General features: G+C 41.0%; 14 protein-coding genes. 5 read left to right on the top strand and 9 right to left on the bottom strand.

From position 1 onward, the window contains the following. Positions 1-170 precede the first annotated feature (170 nt). From H6F42_RS13200 to H6F42_RS13180, 5 genes are all read right to left on the bottom strand, one after another. Entirely contained in the window at positions 171-1,445 is a 1,275-nt protein-coding gene (locus H6F42_RS13200) for an alpha-1,2-fucosyltransferase (RefSeq protein ID WP_190399833.1), read from the bottom strand. Positions 1,446-1,586: 141 nt separating this feature from the next. Then, complete coding sequence (locus H6F42_RS13195; RefSeq protein WP_190399832.1) at positions 1,587-2,858, bottom strand: glycosyltransferase; 1,272 nt, start codon at positions 2,856-2,858, stop codon at positions 1,587-1,589. Positions 2,859-2,980: 122 nt separating this feature from the next. Next, positions 2,981-4,492 carry a glycosyltransferase family 39 protein gene (locus tag H6F42_RS13190; protein ID WP_190399831.1) on the bottom strand — a complete coding sequence of 504 codons (1,512 nt, stop codon included), beginning with the start codon at positions 4,490-4,492 and terminating at the stop codon, positions 2,981-2,983. Between the two features lie 104 nt (positions 4,493-4,596). Beyond that, on the bottom strand, positions 4,597-5,379 hold the full coding sequence (locus H6F42_RS13185) for a RibD family protein (RefSeq protein WP_190399830.1): 783 nt from the start codon (positions 5,377-5,379) through the stop codon (positions 4,597-4,599). Between the two features lie 163 nt (positions 5,380-5,542). Beyond that, complete coding sequence (locus H6F42_RS13180; RefSeq protein WP_190399829.1) at positions 5,543-6,115, bottom strand: hypothetical protein; 573 nt, start codon at positions 6,113-6,115, stop codon at positions 5,543-5,545. A gap of 350 nt (positions 6,116-6,465) precedes the next feature. On the opposite strand from H6F42_RS13180, the gene H6F42_RS13175 reads away from it, so the two are divergent. After that, positions 6,466-7,023: a photosystem I assembly protein Ycf4 gene (locus H6F42_RS13175; RefSeq protein WP_190399828.1), complete on the top strand. Its 558-nt coding sequence runs from the start codon at positions 6,466-6,468 to the stop codon at positions 7,021-7,023. 3 nt (positions 7,024-7,026) lie between these two features. Further along, positions 7,027-7,776, top strand: a complete 750-nt coding sequence (locus tag H6F42_RS13170) for a peptidylprolyl isomerase (RefSeq protein ID WP_190399827.1) — start codon at positions 7,027-7,029, stop codon at positions 7,774-7,776. Between the two features lie 181 nt (positions 7,777-7,957). On the opposite strand, the gene H6F42_RS13165 is transcribed toward H6F42_RS13170, so the two are convergent. Both H6F42_RS13165 and coaD read right to left on the bottom strand, forming a co-directional pair. After that, positions 7,958-8,332 carry a hypothetical protein gene (locus H6F42_RS13165; RefSeq protein ID WP_190399826.1) on the bottom strand — a complete coding sequence of 125 codons (375 nt, stop codon included), beginning with the start codon at positions 8,330-8,332 and terminating at the stop codon, positions 7,958-7,960. A gap of 59 nt (positions 8,333-8,391) precedes the next feature. Further along, a complete protein-coding gene (gene coaD, locus H6F42_RS13160; protein ID WP_190399836.1) occupies positions 8,392-8,871 on the bottom strand; it encodes a pantetheine-phosphate adenylyltransferase in 480 nt (159 codons plus the stop codon). 569 nt (positions 8,872-9,440) lie between these two features. Between coaD and H6F42_RS13155 the strand changes: the two genes are divergently transcribed. Further along, positions 9,441-9,647: a hypothetical protein gene (locus H6F42_RS13155; protein WP_190399825.1), complete on the top strand. Its 207-nt coding sequence runs from the start codon at positions 9,441-9,443 to the stop codon at positions 9,645-9,647. A 54-nt stretch (positions 9,648-9,701) separates the two neighbouring features. Here H6F42_RS13155 and H6F42_RS13150 read toward each other — a convergent pair whose 3' ends face one another. Continuing rightward, complete coding sequence (locus H6F42_RS13150; protein ID WP_190399824.1) at positions 9,702-11,459, bottom strand: SulP family inorganic anion transporter; 1,758 nt, start codon at positions 11,457-11,459, stop codon at positions 9,702-9,704. A gap of 223 nt (positions 11,460-11,682) precedes the next feature. Here H6F42_RS13150 and H6F42_RS13145 point away from each other — a divergent pair, with 223 nt between their 5' ends. Both H6F42_RS13145 and grxC read left to right on the top strand, forming a co-directional pair. Further along, complete coding sequence (locus H6F42_RS13145; protein ID WP_190399823.1) at positions 11,683-12,900, top strand: lipid-A-disaccharide synthase-related protein; 1,218 nt, start codon at positions 11,683-11,685, stop codon at positions 12,898-12,900. 135 nt (positions 12,901-13,035) lie between these two features. After that, the gene (grxC, locus tag H6F42_RS13140) at positions 13,036-13,296 is read left to right on the top strand and encodes a glutaredoxin 3 (protein ID WP_190399822.1); all 261 of its coding nucleotides are present in this window, start codon (positions 13,036-13,038) and stop codon (positions 13,294-13,296) included. Between the two features lie 38 nt (positions 13,297-13,334). On the opposite strand, the gene H6F42_RS13135 is transcribed toward grxC, so the two are convergent. Then, positions 13,335-14,498 carry a GAF domain-containing protein gene (locus H6F42_RS13135; RefSeq protein WP_190399821.1) on the bottom strand — a complete coding sequence of 388 codons (1,164 nt, stop codon included), beginning with the start codon at positions 14,496-14,498 and terminating at the stop codon, positions 13,335-13,337. Positions 14,499-14,570 lie beyond the last annotated feature (72 nt).

Here is a 14,570-nt window from a genome sequence, read left to right as displayed (position 1 = left end):
AGGGATTACCATTGGCTCAGGTTCGGTTGAATCGACAATTAAGCAGATTGGTCGTCGGGTCAAGATTTCTGGCGCTCAATGGAATAAAGACAATGTTGCTCAAGTTTTGAGACATCGTTGCGCTTATCTCAATGGCTACTTCTATTCTTCTAAGTATATTTTCTCACTGCCTAATTGAGATGCTCCCCAAAATTTCTCCAAGCAAATTTAAATCCCAATGTGTATAACAGACTTCTGCATAATCCTAGATAGCCATGCACTTTATATCCAAGATAGAATCTGATTACCCATCCTTTAATAATACTTAAAGGTATATACACAATTAAAGATTTAATCATCGTCAAAAGTCCTTGGGTAGTATAGGTAATAGTCAAAATATCAATAAAATTTTTAAAGAATTTTGGATTTTCATCTCCTAACCATAAAATAGGTTTACTGTCCCAAGGATCGAAGCTGGTAAATTTTTTGTCAAAGTCCCAAGTGGGTCGAACAAAGCTTTTACATTTTTCATTTAGCATACTAGCAGCAAAACTAAAAATACTATTGCTTATGCAAACAACATCACAATGACTCAGTAAAAAAAAGTCACTATAGAATTCTATATTTAATTCTTTAAAAGAACTTGGCAATTGGACTTGTAAATCTTTTGTAGTTACAGGTGAAAACTTTGCAAACTCAGGTAAAACATTATCTAGATCGTCACTACAAATAAATAAAACAGGTTCTTCTAATTCCTTCCATATACTTTCTAGCCATTGACAATACCATCTGGTAGGAAATACTAAGGTGAATCCAGCTCTTGGCTCAGTAATGTAATCACCTCGCCGAATATGGATTCCAACGACAGTCTTACCTTTAGATTGCAAAATATTTAAACTGTGTCTTAATGGTATTTGTAACTCGTCAACAGGTTTAAATAGTGATCGAAAATATTCTTGATAAGGTTTAAATATGTGACTATGAAATTGAAAAAAGCCCCATAAATCCACACCAATAGATTCAGAGGTCAAAAAATCATAATCAATTCGACAACTTTTAGCTTTTGCTGATTTTTCCAGATAAGGAATAAATTCAGGAATGATGTCGAATAGAGTGTTCTCATTCTCTGCACATTCGATCGCAGGAGGTAAACGTCTGGTTATAGGCTGATCATCATGACCAAAAAGACTTTGACCAATCCAACTAGGACATTCAACTTTTGCCTTGCGATTTTCCGCAGAAATCTTCAAAAATGCATACTGAAATAATTGATTACCAAATCGTCCTAATTGTCCAAGTGAGGACATTGTTAAAACTTTTTCATCTTGATTATCTGAAGGATGTTTTTGTATTTCAGGATTTTTATTAAATGATTGAAAAACACTAAATACTCTATCAATTTCACTTTCTGTAGTGTATTTAGTTGAATTAGAATTATCTTCTCTCAAATTATTATTTTCTTGCATAGTTTTGCTTGTTTTTTGATTCTTTGTAAAATTACAGCGCTTGGCGCTTTGTCAAAACTTAGATAAATGTTGAAAAAGCTTGTGAGGCAAGCTTTTTCAACATTTATCTGTATTACACAAACCCTAAATAGACTGTAACAATTAATTTGTTTGTTGAACAAATTTAGCGATCGCCTGTTCGACAATATCGGCAGCTTGTTTTAATCCACCTGAATTTTGGATTGCTACTTGCATCTTTTTCGCATTGTTTCTGTACTTGGCATCAGATAAAACCGTTTGGATTGCCTTTTGCAATTTGGGAACGGTTAACTTCTTGATCGGAACTACTAAACCTGTCTCCGTCCAAGCAATGCGAGCCGCTACGCCCGGTTGATCATTCGCGATCGGAATAGCAACCATTGGTACTCCTGAACTGAGGGATTCTAAAGTCGTGTTTAATCCTGCATGGGTAATCGTGAGTTGAGCTTTCTGCAAAAGCTCTAGCTGCGGAGCGTACTTAACCACAATCGGATTGCCAGCAAAGGGTGGTAGCGATGCAGGATCGGCTGATCCTCCCAAAGAAATTACTAATTGAGCATCCAAATCTTGACAGGCTTCGGCGATTTGATTGAATACCTCTAGCAACCGATTTTGAATAGTTCCCATTGATGCATAGATCAAGGGTTTCCCATTTAATTTCTCGTAGGGGAAATCGATCTTAACGCGACTCTCAGAACTATGTAATGGTCCCGTAAAATAGAAATGGGGTGGTAATGTCTGACGCGGAAATTCAAATTCTTTAGGCTGGCGACAAATCTGGGCGATGGGAGAATAGGCATCGTTAGGATGTTTAAAGGGTGCTAGATTCCACGATCGCCTATATTGAGAAATTGTGGTTGCAATAGGTTTCACTAGTCGATCAAGCAGTTTATAGCCCAATTTGTTTCTCAATCTCGCAATATAACTGGGGGAGTAGTTCCAACTAAAGTTAAAAGGAGGAACAGAATTATCACGATTCAGAACGATCGCACTGGTAAAACTGATAAAAGGAATACCCAGATACTCAGCAACACTAGAAGCGCCAAAAGAAGCCTGATCAATTAACAACAAATCGACTTGAGCTTCGCGAACTGCTGCAAGTCCGTCCTCCATCATGATCTTTGCACTTTTTTCAAATAGCTCAATCGAATAGCGAAAAGCCTCTACTCCACTTAACGAACCCATCTTCACAAGACTTGCGGGAGTAAAACCCAAAGGACGTTCAAGTTCAGCAAAAGACTTGAAATTTAAGCCCGCAACTTCGGTTTTTTCCTTGGCATCTAATACGCCTATGAGAGTTACTTGATGTCCTCTCTGTTTGAGTTCACAACCAAGGGGTAATATTGTGTTGAGATGCCCTGTAGCAGGTACGCAAATAATACCAACGTGAGCCATGAGTTTATTAGCTTTAAATGAGCATACTCAGTTTAAACGATTTCTTGAATTTATTGCAATAATTGAAATTTATAAAACTGCATAGAAAATTAGCGATGGTAATCCCCTATTAGGTTCTATATCTATGGCTGATAATTTTTTGCGATCGCAATTTCATAGGTCTTTAAATACACACCAAATCGAGAAATTGGGACTTGGTTAAGGGGATTTACTTGTTCAAACTTAGCGATCGCTTCGGTAGTTAAGGGATACCATTGATCGGAAATTAAGATTGCAGTTTTACCCTTTTGTTGAGCCACATTCTGCAAATTCCAAAGGGTAAATTGACTAATTCTCTTAGATAGAGCTGTAACATTCGGATCAGGCATTGCATAGGCAAGCATAGCGGCTGAGCGATAGTCAGAAGTGATGATTAAAGGCTTTTCTGGTAAGCTATTCGCAATTTTTTGGATTTCGCCACTAACTTCACTCCATCCAAACAACATCCGTCCATCTGGATCGCCATCCTTGCCAAACAAAGCACTCACAGGAAATATTGCCGAATTCCAAACAAATAGAGCCGTAAATAATAAACCAAAGATTTGTAATCCATAGACAGAAAACCTAATCCCTTTCTTTCTCCCAATGAGAGAAGAGGCTGGAAGGTGAGGGCAGGTCGCTGATGGCAGCAATGGGAACAATAATAAATAAGCATGAATATTCCAGTAATAGAGGGCTGTAGAAATCAGCGAAATTGCCATTAATAGCACTGTGGGAACTAAAAATGTCCAAAATGCAACGTGCTTATAAACTATATTCTGAAGAGACAAATTCGCTTTGAATTCTGGATATCTAAATCCCTGCCATAGTAACCATGCTACAAAGGGAGAGAGCATTAAGAGCGAAATCCCGATAAATCCTAAGGGTTCTAGCAAGCGCATGATTGGTAAGCCACTGTCAACGCTACGGCTAGCATAGAAGCGGAAGGATTGGAAATTATTGATATAGTTCCAATAGAAAACAGGCGTAAAAGTGATTATTCCAATTACTGCACATAACCACAATCGGATATCTCTAAATAACTTCCGTAATTGCTCATGGGTGGCGATCGCTACTAATAAGCCCAAGGTCATAAATAAAGAGTTGTATTTGGTAATGTGCGCTAAAGATAAGGCGATCGCACTGCCATATAATCGCCAGCTCGAACTTTTGCCATTTTCACCTTTGCCATTCGCTAAATATTCATCAAGGAACCTGATGCAAAGATATGCGCCGACCAGACTCAGGGCGATCGCCAAATGGTCATGCCAAGCTAAAGACAGCATAATGCTGTACAAAGGTGATCCAAAAATTGCCAGAACTACCCACCAGATATAGTGCTTGGCGCGATCGCCATAGAGATATTGCAGAATGCAGTAATAGGTATAGAAAAAGATGCCATTGGTAAGGACATTTAGCGATCGCAAAGTGAAAAGAGATTGACCGAATAAAGCGGTCATTAATCCCTGTAGCCACGACTGTAAAGGCGGATGATCGTAATAGGAAAAGTCTAAATGTTGTCCCCAGAGCCAATAGTATGCCTCATCGGGATTCGGCGGCGCAAATAGCCAAAACCCAACTCGCAACAGCATAAACAAAACTAATGTAATAGGCATATTTCATACTTTCTTCCAACCTAAGGATAGTGTTAACACTATCCTTGGATTGGAAGAAAGTAGCAATTAAAGTAATCCACGCGAAGCGTGGATTACTTTAATTGCTAGACAAATTGATATCGCAAAAATAATTCTGAATCATGATGGTACAGCGATCGCAACTTCAGCTTAGGCAAATCGCCACCACCCATGCCGTAGCCCTCGCCACCGAGAATTGACATATTTTGAACTCCGCCCACCAAACGCGGCGATAGGGTAAGAAAGATTTCATCCGCCAAACCTTGAGATATCAACTCATAATTCAAAATTGTCCCACCTTCCACTAAAAGGCGCTTAACCCCAAGCTGCTCAAACAGAAATTTCAGAACTTGCTGCAAGCTGATTTGCTGGTTTTGGGCTTGCACAGGAAATTTAAAAACTTGTGCCTTTTCATATAACCATGCCCCAGGATTAGAGTTTTCCGCCAATAACACAATTCGCAAATCCTTACCCGCATTCCAAAAACGATGATCACTAGGCAAATTTCCTGAATTACTGATCACCATGCCAAGGGGTTGTGGTTGCGAAAAGTTTTTTTGGCGTTCCCCAAATAGTTCGGGAGGAATGGTCGGGATAAAGGCATCATGGCGCAATGTCCCACTACCTGCGAGGACAGCATCCACTTGCGATCGCAGCCTTTTCATTAAATTGCGATCGGGGCGTGAGCCTAAACCCGTAAGTTTTCCTGCATAGGTTGTGGCTTTACCATCAAGGCTAGAAACCATATTAAAAATAATATAAGGGCGTTTACAGTTCTGTCCTTCGTGCTGAAATTCCACCCCATCAAGGGGAAAATCCAACTCTTCAAAACTATAAATGCGATCGTGGGATGTGTAGCCGTTATACATAACGCCCTTGCATAATTTTTATGAAATAGTTTTTGTGAAATAATTTTTGCGATAAAACCCGAAAGATAGTTGCAGCAATTCATGCTGCAACTATCTTTCGGGTTTTATCATTTATTAGGACTGTTCCCTAAAACAAAGTGGCTAAGCCACTTTGCTCTCAAAATTATTGTTTGACCAACTTCACAGGTTGACCATCAGCTTGTAACTCTTTGCCATCAGCAGATAATGTGTAGGGCTGTTCAGGAGGAGCTTGAGGTGGCTTTTCTCCGTTCACAGTTTCCACTTGAGATACGACCTTGCCATCTTTAATCGTAATTTTGCCAGCAGTTTTAATTTCTTGTTCTTCTCCCTTGGTGGATACAGCTTTGAGCGTAGCTTCAAAAGTACCTTCGGGCTTAATAGTCCATTTACCAGTTACAGACTTAACGCCTTCTTTTTCAGCATCAGCTAAAACTTTAGGATCTAAAACAACCTTGTATTCGCCAGCAATTTTATCAAGGCTAGCAGTAGTAGTACCAGCAGCTTCAGTAGTCTTTGTGGAGGGGCTAGCAGAAGCAGAAGGGGATGCCGATGCAGTGGGGGATGCTGAAGTTGTAGGTTTTGCAGTGGAAGCGGGCGTGGATGCAGTCTCAGTAGGAGTAGCAGGTGGCTGACATGCCGCAACAACGGAGACCAAACCAAGGGCGATCGCGGAAAGGATACTTTGCTTTAAGGAGTAATGGAGTGATTTTTTCACGATTAATTTGGAAATATAGGTGACAGTAAGTGACAGGTCTGATGTAAGCCTTGAGATACTTGGTCTATGCAAGATATCCTACGAATTATCTCTTCGCAAATCCTCTGGATCATAACTTAGAACCAGTTAGTATAGATATATTAAGCTCTAAAGTATTGGTAAGTAGCTAAGCCAAAGCTATAGCGCACGGGCAGTGTGCGCCACAGCTTTGGGGATTTTATATTTAATTGCGCCTAGCCACTTACAACAAATCTGTTATGAGAATTGTTGTAGCAATACTTTGGCTAGAGTTTGCAAGCAGCTATATACTATTGTTTTCTAGATAATAGTTTCTACATTAACTTCAACCGATGGTAGCCATAAAATCTCAATCCAATGTTCTGCGATATGACATTGTCGGGTCACGACGCTTTAGTAACTATTGCTTTGCGGTTATTGTTGCCATAGGTGCGTCGGGATTCTTGCTAGCAGGTTTGTCCAGCTATTTACATACCAACTTGCTTCCATTTTCTGACCCTCTACAACTAGAGTTTGTCCCACAGGGTTTAGCGCTCTCTTTTTATGGGATCGCAGGTTCTTTGCTCGAAGCATATTTGCTATACGTGATTGCGATCGATTATGGCAGTGGCTACAACGAGTTCGATCGCAATACAGGCAAAGTGACAATCTTCCGTCGTGGGCGCAATCAAAGCAAAAATCTGGAATTTACTTACAAGATTGCGGATGTGCAAGCCGTGCGCGTAGAGATTCGGAATGGACTAAGTCCTAAACGGGCGCTATACTTGCGCGTCAAAGGTAAAGGAGATCTGCCCCTATCCGAAGTTGGTCAGCCAATTTCTTTAACTGTGCTTGAAGATCGAGCCGCCGCAATTGCTAAGTTTTTATCCGTGCCACTAGAAGGTTTATAAATAATGTTTCGTTGGATTTTTAGTTGTTTTTTAGCAATTAGTCTATTGCTTACTAGTTGCAGTAATAGTAGTAGTGTTTCGGCTAGCGCTTCACCTAGTTCATCCGCCACTGCCAGTGCGAAGCCTTCCCCGAACTCTACTAAAGCTCCTGAGGCAAAACCTAGCGATAATCCCCTCGAAGCTGCTTTAGCTAAATTTGTGCAGTTAAAAGGGTCAGCTACAGTGGAGTTAAAGCTTAAATCTGGAGTCGTCAAGATAGAACTTGATGGCAATAATGCTCCTGTCACCGCAGGTAATTTTGCTGATCTCGTTAAAAAAGGTTTTTATAACGGGTTGACATTTCATCGTGTCGTTAAAGAACCTACACCTTTCGTCGTTCAAGGTGGTGATCCCTTAGGTAATGGCACTGGAAACTTTGTCGATCCCGCAACCTCTCAGACAAGATATATTCCCCTTGAAATTCTGTCCGATGGTGCTAAGCAAGCGACCTACGGCGAGATTTTACCTCCTACGCAAAAGCCAAAGTTGCGCCATAACAAAGGCGCGATCGCGATGGCAAGATCTCAATTTCCCAATTCGGCTTCCTGTCAGTTTTACTTCGCCCTCGATGATATTTATTTCCTTGATGGTTCCTATGCTGTTTTCGGTTATGTAACCGAGGGCATGGAATTAATTGAGAAAATCCAAGTAGGCGATCGCATTGAGTCGATTACCATCACTAAAGGCGCAGAAAATATTAAGCAACCTGCTTAATTTATCTAGACAAAATGACTATGTCATTTTGTCTAGATAAATTAAGCAGTCTTGTTAGAACCCAAAACCCAAAAAGCGAGTTGCGGCGCGAAGCGCCGCAACTCGCTTTTTGGGTTTTGGGTCGTCCTAATGAAATTGACTACAGATAAACAAAAAAGCTTGCTAATGCAAGCTTTTTTGTTTATCTGACGCGAATGATCCTTTTTTCCACTATATAGCGTTCGCCACCGTTATTTCGGGGCGAGCGATAGTAATAGTTAGGGCCAGGAATTGTGGAATAATTCCAAGAATTTCCGTAGTTAACTTGTGGATATACTTCACGCACAATTACCCTAGAGTTGCCATAGTTATTGTCATAATTACGATAACTACGCTGTTGGTAATAGGGAATTGCAGGTGAGTTAAAAACATTAGAGCGGTAGGAACGATAGGTTCGATAGGTCTTAACTTCAGGACTAGAACCAAATCTAATATTGAACGAGACTTCGGCGATCGCAGAACCAGCAAAGGCGCTCATCGTGCCAATCGCGGCGATCGATGCTAGGAGTGTTTTCATAGGTTTATACTCTGGAGAACGGATAAACACAACATAGAGCCGTTTATCCTTACTTTAGCTTAAATGTTCTGAAACTTTTGTCTCAAAGCGATCGCTACCTGTGGTGTGACGAGATGATCAATCGCACCCCCAAATCTAGCAATTTCCCGAACTACGCTACTACTCAAAAAGCTATATTCGTTAGAAGTAGAAAGAAAAACTGTCTCAATATCATTCGCCAAAGTTTTATTGGTATGCGCCATCTGTAATTCTAATTCAAAGTCCGAAACGGCTCTTAAACCTCGAATTAAGACTTTAGCTTGCTTAAGATGAGCATAAGTCACCGTTAATCCCGTAAAAGCATCTACATCCACATTATTTAGGTGTGAAGTCGCTTCACGAATTTGGACAATGCGCTCCTCCATCGTAAATAGAGGGTTTTTATTGGGATTGCGTAAGACTGCGACAATAACTTGATCAAATAGATGACTACCGCGCTTAATAATATCGAGATGCCCAAAGGTAATTGGATCAAAACTCCCAGGATAAATGGCAATCAATACAGTCACCAACTTGCTACAGAAAGCGATTATACAGTGACGTTGTGAATATCGCTGTCACCCATGAGCGCTTGGCTTTCCCCCTATAGCAATGTAAGTTTTGCTTAGGACATAAAACCCAAAAAGCGAGTTGCGGCGCGAAGCGCCGCAACTCGCTTTTTGGGTTTTGGTTTGTACTGGCTAACTATGGCTTTGCTGTACATCAAAGCCCAAAACAACCCACCTAAAGATTTTAAAAGCACTAAATGGCTTTGCCATTTAGTGCTTTGGTATAATCATTCACAGGAAATAGATAAGTAGCTAGGCGAAATTAAATATAAAACCCGAAAACCTGCGTCGCAGGTTTTCGGGTCTGGATTTTAATTATGCCAAGGTACTTATCTAAAAAATATTCATTAAGATAGATAGAGGAGTTGAAAACTATTTTCTGTATATCAAATTGGTATTTTTAGCTAGATCTAAAGTAGCAATATTTACAGAATTTAATATTGGGATCGTCACAATTTAAAGCAGCAAATGGTTGCTCAGACCACTGCTAAATGTTTACGTTTGAGTAACAGGAGGAGTCTATGTCTCATATCCCTACAGGCGGACAGATGCTTTGGAAGCTAGAAGATGGCGAGCGTGTCTTGCATTTACGCCACAATGTCACCGAGCAATGGCGACACTATGAAGAATTTCCTGAATATGCGATGGAAGACCCTGTCGGATTTTCTAAGGGCATCACTACATTCGTTAATTTATTAAAAAAGGATTGGACGGCTATTAAGTCCTAATCCCAGCAATAAGAGTCGCGCCCTGTGCGACTCTTATTGCTTACTGGGCCTTTTTTATTCGTCCCAATCATGCCATTCCACTTGATTGCTCTCAAGATATACATCAACCGCTTGTCCGATAGTCGGAAAGAAGCTTTCAATGCCAAATTTGCTAAATAGACCATATCTTTTGAGACGATCTTTAGTGGGTCCCTTCATTTCGGCAAAACAAATTTCTATGCCTAACTGACAGAGCGTTCTATCTAACTCAGCGATCGCATCGGCGGCAGTCAAGTCAATGTCAGTGACAGGTTCGGCGGCAACTAATACCCATTTAGTGATTGTGGGAGCCGTGGCGATCGCTTGCATCACCCTTTCGCAGAAAATTTCCGCATTCGCAAAAAACAAAGGTGCATCCCAACGAAAAATTACTAAGCCGGGGATGCGTCTAGCTTCGGGGTGGCGAAATACATCGTGATAGCCTTTAATGCCATCCACTCTCCCCAGAACTGCATAATGCGGTCGCCAAGCACTCCAGATAAAGGCAAATAATGCTAATCCTATGGCAATAAAAATTCCTTGAATAACGCCTAGAAAGGCAACCCCAGCGAAACAGACGATGGATAGCAGAAATTCAAAGGGGCGTAATTGATAGAGGCGTAAAGTCCCTGAGATTTCAAAAATAGCGATACCCGCAGAAATTACGACTGCACTTAAAGCGGATAGAGGTAAGCTCTGCAATAGCATTGGGGTAAATAGCAAGACGAACGCGATACATAAGGTTCCTACTAGACCCGTGATTTGGGTTTTCGCTCCTGCGGCTTCAGCAACGGGAGTACGTGAAGCGCTACTGCTCACAGAAAAGCCTTGAAATAGACCAGCTGCAATATTGGCTATGCCAAGGGCGATGAGTTCTTGATTGCGGTCAACGCGATAGCCGCCACGAATAGCAAAAGTTCTGGATAATAGGCTCATGTCAGTGAAGGAAACTAGGGCGATCGCCAGAGCGCTAGAAAATAAGATTTTAAATTCTGAAGGATTAAAACTAGGTATTTGTAAACTTGGCAATCCCTGTGGTAGCACTCCAATTACATCAATCCCTGCGCTATCGGAGAGACCGAAAATGGAACTAATCACCGTCGCTCCAACCATGGCAATTAAAACCCCAGAGACTTTTGGAGCGAACTTTTTTAAAACGAGAATTATGGCCAGACAAGCTATACCGATTGTTAAAGCGGTGAAGTTTGTTCTTCCATTCTTTACCCCCAGAAAAAATTCCCACAACTCTTCCCAAATAGTTTGTCCTTTGACAGAAAAGCCAAAAATTTTGGGCAATTGGGCAATTAACACCGTAATTGCAATTCCATTGAGATAGCCATAGCGAATTGGTTTAGAGATGAGTTCGGTAATAAAACCAAATTTAGCAAGCCCTGCAACAATGCATAAAAATCCTGAGATGATAGCAAGTATTCCCGCGATCGCGATCGCTTTTAAGGGATCGCCTTGAGATAGGGGCAAGATGGTTGCGGAAATAAGCGGAATTAAAGCAGAATCGGGTCCTAATATCAAAATGCGGCTGGGACCAAAAATGGCATAGGCAATTAAAGGGGCGATCGTTGCATAAAGTCCATAAATTGGCGGTAATCCTGCGGCGGAGGCATATCCCATTCCTGCGGGAATTAAAATGGCTGTTAAGGCAATTCCTGCACTTATATCTTGGATAAGGTAGGTAAGTTTATAGGTAGTTAATACTGAATAAAGAGGAATCCACTTTGCTAATCCCTGCGGGCAAGAAGTAAGCGGATATGGGCAATCTGGCGAGAATTTTGTCAAAAATACACCTCAAGAATTTATTTAAAGTTATTTTCGCTCAAAATCAAATAGCAGCGAATACGAAGCTAAATCTAAACTTAACGCATCTAAAAATTTGAGAGAGTGCGCCCCACGGGGCGCACTCTCTCAAATTTTTAGGATTGCTCTATTAAGTACTGTTTTATTATATTTTATGTATAGCTTCTTCGTGATATGCCCCCAGCATCGACCTAACCTAAACTTTATGCACAGGATCTCCATTTCCAAATCAAATCAAAAGAAGCGAGTTCTCTTTATTAGTAATGGACATGGAGAAGATCTCAATGGTTCTGAAGTTCTTAAAGCTTTACTGCGTAAATATCCTCAGGTAGAAGCGATCGCCTTGCCCCTAGTGGGTGATGGTAGTGCCTATCGTCGGGCAGGTGTAGAAATCGCCACCCCTACTAAGTCTCTGCCATCAGGCGGTTTTGCCTATATGAGTTTATGGAAGCAAATTGAAGATTTTCAATCGGGATTGATTGCTTTAACTTGGCAACAAATCAAGGCGGCGAGGGCCTGTGGCAAAACTTGTGATTTTGTCTTTGCGACAGGAGATGTATTACCAGCTATTTTTGCCTATGTGACGGGCTTACCCTATGCCATGTTTTTGGTGTCATCTTCGGGATTTTACGAAAATCGCTATGTGCCACGGTGGGAACAAGCTCTGATGATGCGATCGCCTCGCTGTAAGCAAATTTTAACCCGTGATGCCTATAGTGCGGAACTCATTAGGCAAAGGGGTTATAGAAATACAAGTTTTGTTGGTTATCCGATTATGGATGTATTAGAACCAACGGAGAAAAATTTGTGCTTGAGTCCTGAAGTCGCCATGATTGCGCTCTTAGCTGGCAGTCGGTTACCCGAAGCTGCCGAAAATCTCGTCTTGCAGATGCGTTTGTGTGAGGCGATCGCCCAAGAATTTGCCCCTGAACCGATCCAATTTCGGGCGGCGCTTGTGCCTAGCCTCATGCCCCAATTATCTGAACTCGCGCCCCAAGCGGGTTGGCAATATGCCGATGGCAAGCTCTATCAAGAGAATTTAGGGATCAGTATTCTCTGTTTTAGTGATGCTTTTTCTGATATTTTACATCAATGTAATTTGGCGATCGGCATGGCGGGAACTGCTGTGGAACAAGCGGTTGGCTTGGGTAAACCTGTAGTGCAGATTATGGGAAATGGTCCCCAATTTTCCTATCGTTTTGCGGAAGCACAAGAGCGGTTACTGGGCTTATCAGTCCAAACCATAGGCAAAGAAGCGGCTACGCCCGAAACCTTGAGAGAGGCCGCAAAATGCGTCAAGAGAACTTTAGGCGATCGCCCGTATCTAGACCAATGCCGACTTAATGGATTAGAGCGAGTTGGTGCTAAGGGTGGTTCTGAAGGATTAGCTGATGCGATCGCGAAGGAGTTATTCAGTCTCTAACGCCTTAAAACCCCAGAGTAAAGGTGCGGCGCAACCTTACTCTGGGGTTTGTTTAAGCGCAAAGCGCTGTAAAGTCCAAATGAAAACCGCTATAGTGGGTTTAGTTCATTCATTTAACACATTCAAAGATTGATTATGGCGAAAGTAGAAATTTATACATGGCGTATGTGTCCTTTTTGTATCAGAGCCAAGCATTTGCTTGATACTAAGGGAGTTAAATATATTGAATATGTGATTGATGGGGATGAAGAAGCTCGTACAAAAATGGCTGCCAGAGGATCGGATGGGAAACGTTCTGTACCTCAAATTTTTATAGATGATACACATATTGGCGGTTGTGATGCCATTCATGCATTAGAACGCCAAGGTCAGCTAGATTCAGTGTTAGCTATTTAAAAAACTTAAAATATATCGCCCGCGTAGCGGGCGATATATCAATTGGGATATAGAAATTGATGCATTTTCTGAAATGCATCTTTGATAGTTTGGGTTAAATCTTCAGATTGGAGTTCCAGTAATATTTTTTTAAATTCCTGTTGTGATTTTATTAACTCTTGAACCTGATTTTGTAACAGAGCAATTTCATCATACTTGTACTGCAAAGATTCAATTAGCTCATTAACTTTTTCCTGTAAAAACTGTACCTTTTCTTTGTTGAAGTCTTCTAATACATCTTCCAAGGTAATTGAATCTACATCTACATCATCATTATCTTGATATCTATCATTAGGTACAAAGGATAGAGAATAACTATCCGCTTTATTCATGAATTTCTGATCTAAACGTTGCATCGCTTGATTAATTGCTAAATTAATCGCTTCTTCTTCATGGCGATCGCCAAGATTGCTAAACAAGTCATTTTCATCATCATCTGAAAGCGTAAACTCGCTGGACACCGAAATTTCTTCAAGGCACAGATCGGAAGATAGTTCTGGGGACTGCTCGGATAAGTCTATTCTTTTCGCGATAAATTCTTCTTGTTCACTTTTCCTGACGACCTGTTTAGGCATATAGGGATCTATGGGCGAGTCTGGAGACGATCGCAAACGGCAATCCCATATTTCTAGACATTGCCCTAAAACTTGAGATATTTCTAATAAAAACTTAGCTTCCTGTGGTTGCCACTGCCTAATGCGATCGCATTGTTGGACAAATGCTAATCCCCAAATCTTGGTTCTGCTCGTTAAGGTGCTTAACACAATTGGCGCAGACATCATCGATTTTGTGTGGGTATCTTGCCAAGCTTGATGCACAACCATTCTTTCCGTGATTTGAGCAAGATCGGTCAAAATGGTCACGCGATCGCTTGGAAAATCGTGGATTTGATCGATTCCAAAATATGCCAAAGGATATTGCTGATTTTTAATGCTCTGAATATTTGCTGAAATAGCTTCTACTAAAATCTCTCCCTGCTGTGGCTCTGTGAGATGATAAATAGCTACACGATTAGCTTCTAGATGTTCACCTAGACTGCTTAAAAACACTTTTAATACATCTTCAAGGCTATTGCTTGAGAGCATCGCCTTAGCAATTAAATCAACTAGTGACTGATTGCTGGGCTGAGCCGAATGCTGGACAGATGGTAAAGCCTCATTCATAGTTAACAAATATTAGCGATCGCCTAATATTTTTTCTTTAGCGATGAGAATATTTTCCCATTTTTAGCAACT

This window comes from Pseudanabaena sp. FACHB-1998, assembly GCF_014696355.1.
GTDB lineage: Bacteria > Cyanobacteriota > Cyanobacteriia > Pseudanabaenales > Pseudanabaenaceae > Pseudanabaena.
The sequence above is the reverse complement of the archived record's forward strand: the minus strand, read 5'-3'. Positions and strand labels throughout refer to the sequence as shown.